The organism is Nitrosospira multiformis, from assembly GCF_900111585.1.
Classification (GTDB): Bacteria; Pseudomonadota; Gammaproteobacteria; order Burkholderiales; family Nitrosomonadaceae; genus Nitrosospira; species Nitrosospira multiformis_B.
This window is the reverse complement of the sequence record NZ_FOHI01000002.1, coordinates 53,305-69,295: the sequence shown is the minus strand read 5'-3', so window position 1 is coordinate 69,295 and position 15,991 is coordinate 53,305. Positions and strand designations below refer to the sequence as shown.

The following is a 15,991-nucleotide window of genomic DNA, read 5'->3' as shown; positions in this document are numbered from 1 at the left end:
GCCCTCCTCTCTGTTTTCACAAGCGAATCAAGAAAATGAAGAAAATATAAGATATATATCATCCCTTTCGTTTAGCGCCTGATGTTCCTAGAATTTCGATCATGCGAATCATCTATGGGGGTATGACCATGAATCTATGCCGCTTTTATTATTCAAAAATCATTCAGCACAGAACCTACCACCGCAGCACCCGTCTGTTGGAAACGTCGCGCCAGCTCCATGGTGCGTGATAGAGAAGTATGGTTCTTTCGAAGGACAATCAAGGCAGCAGATGCCTCCGTCGCGATGATTTGTGCTTCCGCGTATTCGCTTGCTGAGGGTGTATCCACGATAACGATATCAAACTCGCAGCCAACCGATTGCAGCAAATCCGCAAAAACGGATCGACCAATAAGTTCTTGTGGATTTGGCGGTACTGCACCCGCGGGCAGTACGGAAAGACCAAGCAATGAAGGAATTCTGACAATGCTCTCCAAGCCAGCACGGCCTGCAAGGTAGCTGGATAAGCCTCCCCCTGTATTCACTTTAAAGAATTCCTGTTGACGGGGCGCACGAAGATTTGCATCGATGAGCAATGTACTTTTGCCAAGCTGTGAAAAAACGATGGCAAGATTGGCAGCTATGAAGCTTCTACCTTCTCCCAGTCCGGGACTGACAATGGCAAGCACGTTCCGGTCCGTATCTGGCTCGAACCAGCGTAGCATGAGCTGGCTGCGCAGACTTCGCAGGTGTTCGACGACAGGACTGAACGGCTTGTAAGCCGCAATTAAATGATGACTGAGACTGTTGTCGCCTGCTGGCAGATAGAGATTGTTAAACTGCCGCGAAAGAGCAAAGCGCACATCGTCTTCCGTGAGCAAACCGAGGCATATAGCGGCTTCACCAAAGTGGTTTTGCTGCTGTACTTGCGCTTCCAGTATGCGAGTCACATTCTCCTCGGACAGCCTTCCCGCATTGACGAGAATGGCTCCGATCGAACTGCTATTTCCAATGATTTGAGTTCGGCCAGCAAAGAACGATTCGCGGGGATTGGAATTCTGACTCCGCTTGATAGCCGGCAAACTGGCGCTTACGGGATTCATGATGTAGCTCCGTTTGAGTTAACTGGTTTCCGGGTTGGGTAATTTGGGAAGACGACTCGAAAGCTTGTTGCGAGACGGGCCGGACATTACCGCCAGCACCGGAATCTCTATGGCTTCCACGATGTCCTCTACAGAACGCACACGTCGATTCATTAATTCCATTACTAGGGCGACACCTACACCTAGCAGTGTCCCAAGAAAAATGGAAATCAGCATATTGAGCAATAACTTGGGTTTTGACGGTTCACTCGGGACTGAAGCAGGGTTCAACGGGGTTATGTTAGTCTGAACGGAAAGACTTTCCAGACGGGTGAGAGCACTACGCTGGCTTATGCCTTCGAAATTGCGTTGAGCAGCTTCCACGTCCCCTTGAAGGACACTCATCTGATCACGCTGCCTGTTAAGCTCCAGCACGCGCCCCTTTTGCTTTTCCATCGCTTCGAGCAACTCTTGCTCCTTTCGCTTCCCCACTTCATATGAAGTACCGATACTGCTATGTATCTTGCGCGTTTCAGCGGATAGCTTGCTTTTGAGAGATGCGAGTTCAGATTGCGTGCGTTTGGTTTGTGGATGATTTGGCCCCAGATAGGCGCTGCTTTCCTGAAGCTTCGCGTCGAGGCGCGCAATGTCCGATTTGAGGCTATTTATCAGCGGGCTCTGTATGACCTCAGCCAAAGTGTCCGGATCTTCAGCGGCTTTCCGTTTACTGCTGCTGTCCGATGTTTGGGCTTGAATAAGAGTGAGTTGACTTGAAAGTTCATTGAGCTTGGCTACTTCATAATCCAGACGTTCCTCGGTGGCGACGAGCCCGGTTTCCTGTTGATACACGGAAAGTGCAGCTTTGGCTCGCTCAAGCTCATCCCTGGCCGCGGCAGTTTGTCCTTTGAACCAGTGTGCATACTGGCGGGCAGGAGCGACCTTCAAATCCAGATTCACGTCGATATAGGCTTGAGCGAAGGCGTTTGCAACAGCTGCGGCAAAATTGGGATCATTCCCGGTATACTCAATGTAGATTACGTTGCTTTCCCGGGAAGGTTTGACATCAAGCTTTCTTTTCAGCAAGTTGGCCAGCCAGATGGTAAGCTCACCCTTGCTTCCGTCCTCCTCCCACTGCTCCTTTACCATAGGACTTTCATCCAGGCGCAGCATTTTTACGACGCGCTCTGCTACACGGTCGCTATTGATCACGTCTACCTGGGTAGCCATGTAAGTAGGGGACGTCAGGCCGGGCAATACCATCCCCGCTACCGGGTCGGGCGATTTAATGTCAATCACTACAGCTGTACCGGCGGTATATTGTTTAGGCAATAACAAACTGACTATTAGGGTAGCGATTACCGTAAACAATAAAATAGAGAGGACTACCTTATACCGGGCACGAAGGATGAGTAAAAATTGTTGAAGTGTCATAGGTACGGAGGACGCTTAAAAAATGCTTTCTCGCACATAGATTATGTCGTTGGGCTGGACAGCGTCGGTCATTTCGGGTGAAAGCCTCTCCACGACCCCATCCGCGTTTCTGCGATGAAGACGCAACCACCATTCGCTACCTCGCGGAGTAGGCCCCCCGCCCTGAGCCAGAGCCTGCATTACGGTCATGCCTCGCTCAATACGATAAGCGCCGGGTCGCTGTGCCTCGCCGTAAATATAGAAAACGGGAGCCCGGTGAACATAGATCGTGTCTCCTCCAGCAAGGATGATATCTTCATCGGATCTCTCTTCCAGATAGAGTGCGGGAATATCGATCACCTTTCGGAAGGCCTGTCCGTTGCGTGTACCGGTAACGATTGCGAAATCATCGCCGAGCGCGGTGGTACCTCCCGCGGCAGCCAGCATGTCACTCACTCTACTGAGTGTTTCCAGTGGAAAGCGTCCCGGTCGATTAACCTGACCCAGCACACTCACCTGACTGCCTCGCATCTGCAGGAGGACAATGGTTACCTGAGGTTGCTTTATGAAACCACCCTTTTTAAGGGCGGCTGCAAGCTTATTTTCGGCAGAAGCAACAGAAAGCCCTCCGACCTCGAGAGCGCCAACCAGCGGAAACGTGATGGAACCACTTTCGGAAACCCGGGTTTCAGTAGTAAGGTCGGGGTTTTGAAAAACCTGAATGCGCAGGATATCACCCGGACCCAGCGGGTAGTCAGGGCTCTCGGCAAAAGCCTTAGCCGAAGACAACATCGATAAAAGGATCAAGGTACGAACCAAAATTTGAAACATATTGTCGAACTTCCTCTTGATAATTGCGTTATCTCAACAAACCAGCCGCACCCTTTTCAAGGTCGGCTTGCGGCGAACTCGTATCCGTAGAACTGGCGACTGACGAAACGGAATGTTCTCCGCCGGATGCATTTTTATCCGAAGCAGCGAATTCGCCCATGTAGGTGATATTGGCTTTTGCCTTGAGAGCCTTTATTTCCCCCCTCGCGGCTTCCGCCGCGCGCTGATTTCCAAGAAACTGCTGGATACGCGGTAACGCTGCTGCTTCGGTAATCGGCGCTGTTTGGGCGGCGGCAATCCGCATGAGGGTAATCGATTGCGGGCCCTGGATGAGCAGACCCTGGCCGGGTTTCAGCGGATGTATCTTGGGCAGGAGCTCAAGAGGAATCTGCTCGGCAGAACGTGTTGCGCTGCCAGCGGCAAACTTTATCTCCTTGCCTTTCAGCCACTTCGCAATGTCTTCCATGGGTTTGCCTGAGTCGAGCATTTGCCGCAACTCGTCCGCGACACCGACTGATGAAGGAAGCACAATTTCCTGTATGTTATAAATGCGGCGTTCCGCGAAAAGCTGTGGATGTTCCGAATAGTAGGTTTTTGCTTCTTCGACGGTTGGCTTTGGAGTGGCCGCAGTGATCTGCTCGAGATAGGCACGTGCAAGGATCTCTCTACGGGCGTTGTCCAAGGCCATGAGAACCTCCGGTGAACGGTCAAGTTTTTTATTGATAGCCTGTTCTACCGCAAGCTCCTGATCGACCAGGCGATCAAGAACTTCCCGCCGAATCCTGGACGCGTTTTCCGGAGAATTTGCGCTATTGCGCGTGGCTCTGGCCAGAACATAATTGAGTTGATGCACGGAGATTTCGCCGGAATTTACTTTGGCCGCTACCTGACTGGCCGGTTGTTGTGATTCCTTTTTATCGCAAGCCACAAGTCCTAAAGCAAGCAACGGGAGTAATAGTGGCGTTATGAATTTCTGACGATTCATTTTCATATGATCAAATTTGTTGAGCCATTGGCTTTTCGGTTAAAGAATAGGACAAATAATTTAAAACAATCCGGTGTTTTCAAATATTTTAAACTTCCTGCCAGGACACAGATTCTCGTCAATACAGGCGTGTAATTCAGGTATCTGACAACCACGGTAGCCGAGGTGGTATTTGGCCGCAATAGTCCGTTCGTACTATCAGACTCCCATTGTAAATCACCTTTTCCCAACTCCTCTCAATAGTAATAATAGCGAAACATGAGTTGCTTGATCATCAAAAATTAAGCGTGGCTGAAACACTTCCTGCGGTGCTGTCAAAGTCAAAGCCGCGATGGTTGGAACTGCGATGATCCCGATGAAAAGCGGCGCTTAAATAGAGTGTGTTAAGTGGCCGCCAATCGAGAGCAACCAAACCGGAATGCATTTGATCGCTTCGACTCTCTGTAGGAAGAGGAATAACAGCGCCATGAAAATCACTGATAACATAATCATAGCGCACCCTCAATGCAGTCTTTTCCGTGATTTGCCAGGTCGGGGCAATCGAGAAGCGATTAGTGGCAATGTAACTACTCGAGAAACGCTCATAGATAGAATTCTGAAAGGCAAATGGTGCAGTCTGATAATTGGACAATTGTCTGGACCACCCCCCCACCACCTGCAGTTTGCTGGTTGGCATCCAACTTATATTGAGATCGCCCACGAAGCCGGCGAAGTTCCGCTGGGAAAAATGAGCATGCTTGCGATCGAGGTAGCCGACTCGTCCTTCTATGGAGGTCTTGACCGTGATGGGCCAACGCACGCGGAGATCGTGCTCCATTTCATCGAAACGGGTATCAAAGAGAACGTCGGCAAGAGGCTCCGGTCGATTGATAAACTCCCCGCGCCCGCTTCTCACTCTGTAAGTGAGCGTGCCGCCGGAACTTGAGACATAGCGTATTCCCCCCTCCACCGAGGAAACCATGTTGTTGAAATCCTGAATGGTTAAGCGGCTGTTCTTCATGACGGTATGGTCAAGACCGCCAATGAGATGCCAGGCCCTGTTAAGCTCAAGAATTCCATCGAAATGATAGTTGTCAATGGTGCGCAGGTTGCGATTCGTGGCATTCAGAAAACCGGAGAGGTTTGCAAAATTGTTAAGGGCTTCACTGTGGCGGCTAGTCAATCTGCCATGAAGGTAAGGGGTTACATACCAGTGCCAGGCCGCGTTGTAATTTTTTCCGAGAAAGTCAAGGAAATCAAAATTCATGTAACGATTATCAACCAAGGTACCGGTTACCTCGAAGCGTTGCATGGAATATGTTTTATTAAACCCAAGAGTTGCAGACGTGATAATGATCTGATCGGCTCTACGCGGTTGACCGGTTAATGCAACCGGATTAACGAGAGGAGACAAACGAAAGACATTGCTGTCGTACGTAAATGTGGTGCCCGCGGTCACGCTGAAAGTCTTGTCGGGAACCTTCCTGGGGGGATGTGGCATCGACTGTTGAGCCATTACCTGTTGCGCATCCCACGAAAAAAAACTTAAAGAAGCAATTACTGCGATCCAACGACGGCGACCAAAGGAAAGATTTAACGGCAATCTTTTTTTCATTTTAGATATCTCTATCTTTCCGATACAAAGGAGGCTGCAAGAGTATCACCTTGACTAACGGGAGGATAGCGGAAGTGTTATTCGTGTTAATGACTGCTGAGAAGCTTTGCGGCGCATGAGAGAGAAGCACTTAATATGCAGCCCGATCTTTCAGTACTACCAGGATAGTCTTGCAGATGATGTGCAAATCGAGCCGCAACGACCAGTTGCGTAAATAATCGAGGTCATGATCGATACGCGCCTGCATCTTGTCGAGGGTCCGCGTCTCCCCACGGTAGCCGTTGACCTGCGCCCAACCCGTAATTCCCGGCTTTACCTTGTGCCGGATCATGTAGCCCTTTATAAGATTGCGATATATCTCGTTGTGCGCTACTGCATGAGGCCTGGGACCGACAATGCTCATGCGCCCCTGCAATACATTGATGAACTGCGGCAATTCATCCAGGGAATTCTTCCGCAGGAAAGCTCCGACGCGGGTTATGCGGTTATCATTCCTTTGTGCTTGCCGGATGGTATTCCCATCTTCGCAGACGCTCATCGATCGAAACTTGTAAACAAGGATTTCCTCTCCGTCCAGTCCATAGCGTCGCTGCTTGAAAATAATGGGGCCTGGCGAATCCAGCCGGATGGCAGTCGCGATGAGCAGCAGAAGTGGTGATATGAGTAGCAGTATAAGCAGGGAGAGGATAATGTCGCTTGCGCGCTTGACCATCCCATTGGAGCCCGTAAAAGGCGATTCGCAGACAGCGATAACCGGCGTACCACACACTGTGCCACTGCGCGCCTGAATAAGATCCGTAATAAACATATCGGGTACAAAATAGATGGAGGCCGTCGTATCTTTCAGTTCTTCGAGAACATGCAGAATGCGTGGCTGGGAAGCCATCGGCAACGACAGATAAATGAACTGAATGCGATGCTCCTTGACAAATTCGGGAAGTTCTCGAAGCCTTCCGAGCAAGGGATTATGCCGCGCGTGCGAGAGTCGACTCTCATTCCGATCATCAAAAAAACCGGACAGTTCCATATTCGAATAACGCGTCTCATGGATACGACGGGCGAGTGCCACTCCCTGCTCGTTCATGCCGACTATGATGGCGCGCTGGGGTGGACCCTGGAGCATGAGAAGATAGGGTGCGGCGATACGAAACAGCAGATGGACGCCGATTTGACTTAGGGGCGCAGCCCATAGCCATGTGATGAGCACCTGGCTGGAGAATTGCGCGATATAGCCGGTCGCAAAACCGAGAAAAAACAGTAGCAAAACCATCCAGAACCAGGTGTAGAGCACGTCAAAGATGAGGACTTTGACGGATGATCGAAGATGTGACGCACCCGGAAAGGAGATAGAGAACACGATCACCGACAGGATCAAATAAGGCGGGAGCAATTCGCCTTCAAAACTGGTGCTTATCAGCCATAACGAAAGTGTCAGTACTGCCGGATCAAGCACCGACTCGACCGCGCTCAACATATTGTTAGCCAGCGGGCCTTTCACCTGGCGGGTGGTAACAGTTGAAGCGGAAAATGTGGGATTTGCCTCAGCCATGACCAACGCGTTGCTCAATTTTGGAAATGGCTTGCACCCGGTTGTAGACATCGAGTTTCCGGAATATCTGGTGCAGGTGGTTTTTGACAGTGTAAGAACTGATGCGCAGGATACTGCCGATTTCGGCATTTGTTTTGCCCTTTCTTACCCAGGTCATTATTTCGACCTCTCGCTCGCTCAGTCCATGGAGATCATACTCCGGCGCATCTGCGAGGAGGGAGGGCCGGCAGGAGTGCTGCGGCAAGGGTGTTACGCGGCGCAAAGCCGTATCAAGGTAGGGCAGCAGGATTTCCATTGCGATCAATGTTGAATCGTCAAGCTTATCCTTCGAGCTGAAGACGACATAAAGGCAATCATGGTGTCCGCGCTCATCGCTGATACCGTGGAACAGTGACGAACGCATGTTGCGTAACGCTCTTCCAAAAGAGCAGTGCGCCGCCCCATCCCCCTGAAGAATCTCCGACACGCCTAACTGCGCCTCGTAAACCCTGGATGCACAAGGAATGCGTCCCATCTCAATCCATCGCTTGTAGGATACGCGCAGCAATGGAGAAAGCCGGTCCAACTGCAATTGCGCCGTTCTGAGACCGGGCAGCGGAGAAATAATGTCGTATCGAACATTGTTCGAGCCGAAATCGCCCCAAGCCGCAAGCAGGATCTCGTGAGGCAAATAATGCTGCACTTCCCCTTGCAGCCATTTTAATAGGTCAAAATGGCGGCGAACTGCTGTTCCTTCCTGAATGATGCGAAAGTAACGCTGAAGATGATCATCAGTGAACGGAGGGAAGAAACCCATTTTATTTTGTGAGTAATTGGTTTATTGAATGGGTTAAGTAACTCAGGCCTTGATACTAGCGATAAAACAAATGTAAATTGTGGGCGGACGCTGCCGTTACATTCCGTAGTGGGTTGTTCTTTCTCTGATACAGCGCAAACGCCCTTGGTTTCCCCCTCAGTCTTTCCAATGGTGGACGCTGTGAGTTCTGCTCGACACTGTGGTTCATTTTGGGCTTCCGCTTTATCGGGAGTATTTGAAATAATGACTCACTACTGTTACCAAAGTATTTCCATACCGCTACATCGATATCAGGGATAACAGGTGAAAAGTCTTCCCTTCTAACGACTACTATCTGCAAAAACTACCTGCAAAAGAGCAAGAGCGAGAACAGCAATAGGGCAAGGATCAAATATTACCGGTAATAAAAAGACTGTCTGTTCGCTAATTCACATAACCTCAATAAATATAAATTTGCCGCTTGGGAGGAAGCTTGATAATCGGAGTCAAAACCCGAAGCAGGTATTACGAAGGGCATATTGGGGGCTCGGACAAGGGGCTGTTTAGGGGTTGCTACCGGCAGATCCATGTGCTTTGCAAGTGAAGGCTGACAACTGGATAAAAACCAGGGTACGGCTAGAGATGGACGCTCTTGCGCTGCCGGCGTACGTAAACGGGTTATGCAAAATTGCTGACAATAGAGGCAGCCCCGGCCAGTTGTGAAGAAATCATGATCTGAATTTATTGAGAGTTAAGTATGGGAGTTGATTGCTTTCGCCTCCCAAGCAGGAAAAGGGTGAAATCCTGACTCTGATAAAGTTCCTTGTTTCGTCGCACTTTACCCATAGCCCACCCGCTTTTAAGACTCTACTACAAAAGATTTCAAACTGAAAGATTGTGTACGTCATGCTGCGCGCACAACTGATTGGACATAGGGTTATGCCGTTTACTTCACGCTGCGCAGGTCAAGTTCAAATAGCGAGGATCTGCGGTGCGCAAAGTCTCGCATTGAGTGAAATGGATGGGTAGATGTTTGGGGTGGCTGATGGGGATCGAACCCACGACAACCGGAATCACAATCCGGGACTCTACCACTGAGCTACAGCCACCATCCGAGAAAATCGCAATACAAAATTCCGAAACCCGCTGCAGGGCTACGACGAGAGATAGCTTGTGGCGTGCCCGACAGGAATCGAACCTGTAACCCCCAGCTTAGAAGGCTGGTGCTCTATCCGGTTGAGCTACGGGCACCACTCAAATCGGATTTCGCCTCGAATTAGCATGAATGGTCGGGGTGGAGAGATTTGAACTCCCGACATCCTGGTCCCAAACCAGGCGCGCTACCAGGCTACGCTACACCCCGGAAAGGGCGATAATATACCTTTCCGCCGCTAAAAGGTCAATTTTGATTCCCTGGGGAAAATCAGATTGAGCATAGGATTGCGCTTATTACTGTACCTTATCCCCGAAGCGGGGACACTGGATCAAGGAACCGGGCGCAGGAAACAGATCGAGACGGGAGAGAGTTCAACTCTTCAATTTGTCGCGCTCGATCAGGGCATATGCGGAATGATTATGAATGGATTCGAAATTTTCCGCTTCCACTGTGTAAGCGTCTATCCGCTCGTCCCGATTGAGCACTGATGCGATATCCCGCACTGCATCCTCGACAAACTTGGGGTTACCGTAGGCCTTCTCGGTGACATACTTTTCGTCTGAGCGTTTAAGCAATCCATAGAGCTCACAGGCTGCCTGATCTTCCGCGATGCGGATCAGATCTTCTATCCATACAAAATGATTTGTCCGGATTGATATGGACATATGGGACCGCTGGTTGTGCGCTCCATAGTCCGATACCTCTTTGGAGCATGGGCAAAGGCTCGTTACGGGCACGACCACTTTCAAAGTGAAGCGGTATTCTCCGTTTCTGATTTGTCCGATGAACGTAACGTCATAGTCCATCAGACTCTTTATTCCGGAAACCGGCGCGGTTTTGCCGATGAAATACGGAAAGCGCATTTCGATATCGCCGGATTCCGCCTCGAGCTTCTTCACCATCGAAACCAGCAGCTTTTCAAACGTTTCCACCGAGATTACCGAATCATGCTCATTCAGCATCTCGACAAAACGAGACATGTGCACCCCTTTGAGGTGATGCGGCAGGTTTACATACATGTTGAATACGGCCACTGTATGCTGAACGCGAGCCTTATCCATTACTCTTACCGGATGGCGGATTGCCCTGATCCCCGCCTTGTCGATGGCAATGCGTCTCGTATCGGCCACACTTTGCACATCTGCAATGAGCGTTTTGTTCATCGTGTACGGTTGCAAGGAAGAACATCGCATATCAAAGGCATGCGATGCAAAAGTGGGCGGTTTACTTGGGGAATCTCGCTCTTATGGCGTGTACGATACCTTCCCTATCCAGCCCGCACTCGCTCAACATCTGAGAGGGGTCGCCCTGGTCGAGGAAAGTGTCCGGCAGACCCAGCTGCAATACCGGAACTGTACGACCTCGGGCAGATAGTGATTCCAGAACCGCGCTGCCTGCGCCGCCCATGACAGTGTTTTCCTCCACCGTAACGAGCAATTCGTGATTGGCTGCCAGCGATGCAACGAGATCATCGTCCAACGGTTTGACAAAACGCATATTGGCGACTGTCGCATTCAATTCTTCCGCTGCCTCAAGGCAAGGCTGGAGCATGCTGCCGAACGCGAGCAATGCAATTTCTGCTCCCTCCCGCCGTATTTCACCGCGTCCGATCGGCAACATCTGCATCTCTTTCTGCGGAGTCACACCACTACCTGAACCTCGAGGGTAACGCACAGCGGCAGGCGTATTCATCTGAAAAGCGGTGTACAGCATTTGGCGGCATTCGTTCTCATCCGAAGGGGCCATTACGGTAATGTTCGGAATACAGCGCAGGTAAGTCAGATCAAAACTTCCCGCATGGGTAGGTCCGTCTGCTCCCACCAGTCCGGCACGATCTATGGCAAACACGACAGGAAGATTCTGAATGGCCACGTCATGAATCAGCTGGTCATATGCGCGTTGGAGAAATGTCGAATAGATCGCCACCACCGGCTTCAACCCATCGCATGCGAGGCCGGCTGCGAAAGTGACGGCATGCTGCTCGGCGATGCCCACGTCAAAATAACGATCGGGATACTCGTGGGAAAACCTCACCATACCCGATCCCTCCCGCATGGCCGGAGTGATCCCTACCAGACGCTGATCCAATGCCGCCATGTCACACAGCCAATCCCCGAAAATCTGGGTATAGGACGGCTTGGCTGAAGCCTTGGGAATGATGCCGGCATCGGGATTGAACCTGGTTACGCCGTGATAAAGAATCGGATCGTCTTCCGCCGCCTTGTACCCCGCTCCCTTACGGGTTACCACGTGCAGAAACTGGGGACCGCGAAGATGCCTGATGTTGTTGAGCGTGCTAACAAGCACGTCAAGATCATGGCCATCAATAGGCCCGATATAATTGAAACCGAATTCTTCAAACAGCGTGCTTGGCGTCACCATGCCTTTTACATGCTCCTCGGCACGCTTGGCAAGTTCCAGCACATGTGGAACCACTCCCAGCATTTTCTCGCCGGCGCGCCGTGCGGTTGCATAAAACTGGCCGGACATGAGGCGCGCCAGATAATTGTTGAGCGCTCCCACTGGCCGGGAAATCGACATATCGTTGTCGTTCAGAATGACCAGCAGGTTGGTATCCATGGCGCCGGCATTATTCAAAGCCTCGAACGCCATGCCGGCACTCATCGCGCCATCACCGATCACTGCGACCACGGACCGCTTCTTGCCCTCCCGCTGCGATGCTACTGCCATTCCAAGCGCAGCGCTGATGGAGGTGCTGGAGTGAGCGGTGCCGAAAGCGTCATATTCACTTTCATCCCGGCGCGGAAAGCCGGCGATACCGCCGCGCATGCGCAATTTGCTCATGCCTTCGCGCCGTCCGGTCAGAATTTTATGGACATAGGTCTGGTGGCCCACATCCCAGACCAGGCGGTCGTAGGGTGTATTGAAAACGTAGTGCAGTGCGATGGTCAGTTCGACCGTGCCAAGATTAGAGGACAGATGACCGCCGGTTTTGGCTACCGATTCAACCAGGAATTGGCGTAACTCGTCTGCAAGCTGTGGCAGCAACTTGCGTTCCAGTGCCCGCAGCTTGACAGGATCGGTAATGGTATTGAGCAATGAGTGCATTTAAACCTTGAAAATTACAAAATCCTTTTTCCGGGAAACACGCTAGCCGTCAAAATTCTTCAAAATTCCCGGTGAATGATAAAGTCAGTTACCTGCCTCAATCGTCCCGCGGCTGCCTCAAACATCTCCAGGGATGCATATGCCTCCCGCCGCAACTCCTCCGCGAGCTCGCGAGCTCGCTTGCTCCCCAGAATACTCACATAGGTAGGCTTATTGTTTTCGGCATCCTTGCCGGCAGTCTTACCGAGGGCGGCAGTGGTTGCCTCGGCGTCGAGAACGTCATCGACAACTTGAAATGCAAGACCGATGCATTTGGCAAAATGATCAAGGGCTGCCAACTGGGCTTCGTCCAACCTGCTCCCACAACAGGCACCCAGCATTACCGCGGCTCGAATAAGCGCGCCTGTCTTGTGAATATGCATGAATTCCAGTTCTGGGAGGCTTAATGTCCTGCCGACACTGGCAAGATCGACAGCCTGCCCTCCCGCCATTCCGCGGGAACCCGCCGCTTGCGCCAGACGCCTGATCATTTCAAGTTGCATCTTCGGGGTGTCAGCCAGGGGATATTCGGCCAGCAACTGAAAAGCGAGGCTCTGCAAGCTGTCACCCGTCAATAGGGCAATGGCTTCCCCATATTCGATATGACAGGTAGGCTTGCCCCGACGCAATACATCGTCATCCATGCAGGGCAAATCATCATGCACGAGCGAATAAGCATGAATGAGTTCCACTGCGACAGCAGCAATCGTTACCCTCTCCTCATTCGCATTGTTCAGCTCGCCGGCTGCAAAAGCGAGCAAAGGCCGGACGCGCTTGCCCCCACCCAGAACGGTGTAGCGCATCGCTTCATGCAAGCGCTCAGGCGCGACGTCTGCGGCGGGAAGCAGGGTCTGCAGGGAATTTTCGATGCGTACCTGGTGGCTTCTCGCCCAATCCTGGAAATCAGCGGTCATCAATACCGGAAGGGGAGAAATTTTTCAGTGTGTTGGCTTCAAGGAGGCGTACCTGTTGCTGCGCATCCTGCAACTTGGAGTGGCAATATTGTAGCAATTCCGTCCCACGTTTGTGAGCTTCGAGGGATTCTTCAAGCGGCATCTGCCCTGCTTCCATTTCCAGAACGATGCTTTCCAGCTCAGCCAGCGCAGCTTCAAAACCTTCCGGAGGGGAAAATTTGACGGGGTCGGCGGGCTTTGTCATGATAAACACGCTGTCAGAATGGGTGTATTGCGGGCAAACGGCAAAAATAACGCAATAAGTGGTGTCAGGTCAATTAAATACACGAAACTTTCCCACGAAAGAGGTTTCTTAGTCGGATTATAAGCGTTTCAGGGCAAGGACATGAGGGCATGCTCATTCTCTTCCTTGTCTTCCCTGCCGTTCCTGGTTTTGATAATCCAGCCATCTTTATTTGAAAGGTGAAAAGTAGCATATGGTCGATCTGATTGATGTTTGCCAATTGGCTCCAACGCAACTGCCGGTTGACTGGTATCTCGACTCTCAAATCCTTGAACTGGAAAAACGCATTCTGTTCGACCAGGGACCGGGCTATGTCGGCCATGAGATCATGGTGCCAAACATTGGCGACTATTATGTGCCTGAATGGATGGATAACGCGAAAATGCTGGTGCGTAATAAGGATGGTATCGAGTTGCTGTCCAACGTCTGCCGCCACAGGCAGTCACTGCTGCTCAAAGGGAGTGGCAACACCAGAAACATCGTTTGCCCGGTGCATCGCTGGACGTATGACTTGAAGGGCACGTTGCTCGGTGCGCCCCATTTCCCCGAAAACCCTTGCCTCAATCTTTCCAATACGCCTTTGCAGAGCTGGAACGGACTCCTGTTTCAGGGCAGGCGGAATGTTGCGCGGGATCTGGGCAACTTGCAAGTCCTGAAGAATTTCGACTTCTCGGGCCATGTGCTGGAACGCCTTCAGATAGATGAATACGCCTGCAACTGGAAAACCTTCATAGAGGTTTATCTGGAGGACTACCACGTCGAGCCGTACCATCCAGGCCTGGGCAACTTTGTTGACACGGCTGCGCTGGAATGGGAGTTCGGGGAGTGGTACAACGTTCAGACTGTAGGGATCAATAACGCCCTGACCCGCCCGGGAACGCCCGTCTATGCAAAATGGCACGAGCAACTGTTGCTGCAGACAGCGGGCGAAATACCGAGGCATGGGGCAATCTGGATGCTGTATTATCCCAACATCATGATGGAATGGTATCCTCATGTATTGGTCATCAGCACGGTGCTTCCTACCGGAACAGAGCGTTGCACCAATGTGGTGGAGTTCTATTATCCTGAAGATATCGCTTTGTTTGAGCGTGAATTCATTGAAGCAGAACAGGCCGCCTATCATGAAACCGCTGCTGAGGATGATGAAATCTGCAAGCTGATGACAGAAGGGCGCCGTGCGCTGTACAAACAAGGCGTGAGCGAGGCCGGACCGTACCAATCGCCGATGGAAGATGGCATGATGCACTTCCACAAGTTTCTGCGGCGAGAAATTGAACCGCACATCTGAGCGATAAGTGATATTCTTTTGTTGAGCGGATTTTTCTGCGGTAGTCTGAATTTTTTGGACTATCCGGATTTTCTCTGCCCGCGCAATTTTATATTGTGGGTAACATATGATAACCATTGAGGAAACGGAAAATCTGATCAGTATCGCTGTTTTCGGTGAATTCACCTTGGCCGATTACCAAGAATTCGAGGACAAGGTGCTCCGCAAGGCTGGTCGCGACGGCAAGGTGAATGTACTGTTCGATTGGCGGGATATGCTGAACTACACCATTGATGTCGCTTGGGAGGACATCAAATTCGTGCGGGAACACGGCAGCGAATTCAACCGCATCGCGATAATCACTGAAAACCAGTGGCGCGCCTGGGCGGCCTGGGTATCCAATCTATTTGTCGATGCCGACATAAGGGTATTCCGGGATTATGCCGAAGCAAAGACATGGCTTGAAGGATGAGGCGACCCGGTACTGATTGAGTGTAAATCCGGCTTTGCACCTTGGAGTCAGCGGCAGGCCTATTCCAGGCGAGGAATTTTTTCAAGGATTCCCTGTGGTGTGTAGTGTGATTCCGGAAGACCGCCCCCCGGGGCTGCAATAATCCGCCTCGAAAATAAAAGAAGAGTTGATCCATCGATAGATGGATTCCTGTAAAATGTCGCGCGGCTGCGAAAGAGATTGAGATCAGATCTAACGCGAAGCTGAAGGGTCCGGTTCCGGCAAGTGTTGCAAAAAAGACACACATTTCCCTTCCATTCTCCAAAACCTCTTTATATCGTCTGCCAACTCGTACAGAATGGAGCTTATCGCCTATCCTGTAGATAATCGAAAGCAGACAGCGTGTTAGAGACAGCTCCTTGCGTGAAGGAGCGGGATTCGGTAATGCCCGAAGTGCATGATAAAGCTGCTCTATTACGATAATAAGAGCTGAGTATAAGAAGGTTCGTTGATTTCACAGATTAGCGCATTTATTTTTTGTTTTTCGAGCTACTGCCTTTACCGGGAGCCAGGTAAGGCCGATATTTTCAAGCAGCATCTCGAA

13 protein-coding genes and 3 tRNA genes are annotated in these 15,991 nt (G+C 51.1%); 2 read left to right on the top strand and 14 right to left on the bottom strand.

What is annotated here, in order from left to right; translation table 11 throughout:
- Window positions 1-152: 152 nt before the first annotated feature.
- The 14 genes from epsG to BMW46_RS03350 all read right to left on the bottom strand — a co-directional run bounded on the left by epsG (window position 153) and on the right by BMW46_RS03350 (window position 13,627).
- A complete protein-coding gene (gene epsG / locus BMW46_RS03415; RefSeq protein ID WP_177171025.1) occupies window positions 153-1,082 on the bottom strand; it encodes a chain length determinant protein tyrosine kinase EpsG in 930 nt (309 codons plus the stop codon).
- Between the two features lie 18 nt (window positions 1,083-1,100).
- Window positions 1,101-2,492, bottom strand: a complete 1,392-nt coding sequence (gene epsF / locus BMW46_RS03410) for a chain length determinant protein EpsF (protein ID WP_074704763.1) — start codon at window positions 2,490-2,492, stop codon at window positions 1,101-1,103.
- Between the two features lie 15 nt (window positions 2,493-2,507).
- Entirely contained in the window at window positions 2,508-3,302 is a 795-nt protein-coding gene (epsE, locus tag BMW46_RS03405; RefSeq protein ID WP_074704761.1) for a polysaccharide export protein EpsE, read from the bottom strand.
- A gap of 28 nt (window positions 3,303-3,330) precedes the next feature.
- The gene (locus BMW46_RS03400; protein ID WP_256376937.1) at window positions 3,331-4,287 is read right to left on the bottom strand and encodes an EpsD family peptidyl-prolyl cis-trans isomerase; all 957 of its coding nucleotides are present in this window, start codon (window positions 4,285-4,287) and stop codon (window positions 3,331-3,333) included.
- A 274-nt stretch (window positions 4,288-4,561) separates the two neighbouring features.
- Complete coding sequence (gene epsL, locus BMW46_RS03395; RefSeq protein ID WP_074705630.1) at window positions 4,562-5,782, bottom strand: XrtB/PEP-CTERM-associated polysaccharide biosynthesis outer membrane protein EpsL; 1,221 nt, start codon at window positions 5,780-5,782, stop codon at window positions 4,562-4,564.
- Between the two features lie 229 nt (window positions 5,783-6,011).
- Window positions 6,012-7,481, bottom strand: a complete 1,470-nt coding sequence (locus tag BMW46_RS03390) for an undecaprenyl-phosphate glucose phosphotransferase (RefSeq protein WP_371113491.1) — start codon at window positions 7,479-7,481, stop codon at window positions 6,012-6,014.
- Window positions 7,423-8,226: an XrtB/PEP-CTERM-associated transcriptional regulator EpsA gene (epsA, locus tag BMW46_RS03385; RefSeq protein ID WP_074704753.1), complete on the bottom strand. Its 804-nt coding sequence runs from the start codon at window positions 8,224-8,226 to the stop codon at window positions 7,423-7,425. The genes BMW46_RS03390 and epsA overlap by 59 nt, the downstream gene beginning before the upstream one ends.
- A 1,013-nt stretch (window positions 8,227-9,239) precedes the next feature.
- Window positions 9,240-9,314, bottom strand: a tRNA-His gene (locus tag BMW46_RS03380).
- A 65-nt stretch (window positions 9,315-9,379) separates the two neighbouring features.
- Window positions 9,380-9,456, bottom strand: a tRNA-Arg gene (locus BMW46_RS03375).
- Between the two features lie 35 nt (window positions 9,457-9,491).
- Window positions 9,492-9,568: transfer RNA gene (locus BMW46_RS03370), tRNA-Pro, on the bottom strand.
- A 164-nt stretch (window positions 9,569-9,732) separates the two neighbouring features.
- Window positions 9,733-10,524, bottom strand: coding sequence for a GTP cyclohydrolase FolE2 (folE2, locus tag BMW46_RS03365; protein ID WP_074704750.1), 792 nt, complete (start codon window positions 10,522-10,524; stop codon window positions 9,733-9,735).
- A 61-nt stretch (window positions 10,525-10,585) separates the two neighbouring features.
- Window positions 10,586-12,430: a 1-deoxy-D-xylulose-5-phosphate synthase gene (gene dxs, locus BMW46_RS03360; RefSeq protein ID WP_074704748.1), complete on the bottom strand. Its 1,845-nt coding sequence runs from the start codon at window positions 12,428-12,430 to the stop codon at window positions 10,586-10,588.
- A gap of 59 nt (window positions 12,431-12,489) precedes the next feature.
- Complete coding sequence (locus BMW46_RS03355) at window positions 12,490-13,383, bottom strand: polyprenyl synthetase family protein (protein ID WP_074704745.1); 894 nt, start codon at window positions 13,381-13,383, stop codon at window positions 12,490-12,492.
- Complete coding sequence (locus BMW46_RS03350) at window positions 13,373-13,627, bottom strand: exodeoxyribonuclease VII small subunit (RefSeq protein ID WP_074704743.1); 255 nt, start codon at window positions 13,625-13,627, stop codon at window positions 13,373-13,375. Before BMW46_RS03350 ends, BMW46_RS03355 begins: the two co-directional genes overlap by 11 nt.
- A gap of 232 nt (window positions 13,628-13,859) precedes the next feature.
- Here BMW46_RS03350 and BMW46_RS03345 point away from each other — a divergent pair, with 232 nt between their 5' ends.
- Window positions 13,860-14,957, top strand: coding sequence for an aromatic ring-hydroxylating oxygenase subunit alpha (locus BMW46_RS03345; RefSeq protein ID WP_074704740.1), 1,098 nt, complete (start codon window positions 13,860-13,862; stop codon window positions 14,955-14,957).
- A 106-nt stretch (window positions 14,958-15,063) separates the two neighbouring features.
- On the top strand, window positions 15,064-15,408 hold the full coding sequence (locus tag BMW46_RS03340; protein WP_074704737.1) for a SpoIIAA family protein: 345 nt from the start codon (window positions 15,064-15,066) through the stop codon (window positions 15,406-15,408).
- Window positions 15,409-15,991 lie beyond the last annotated feature (583 nt).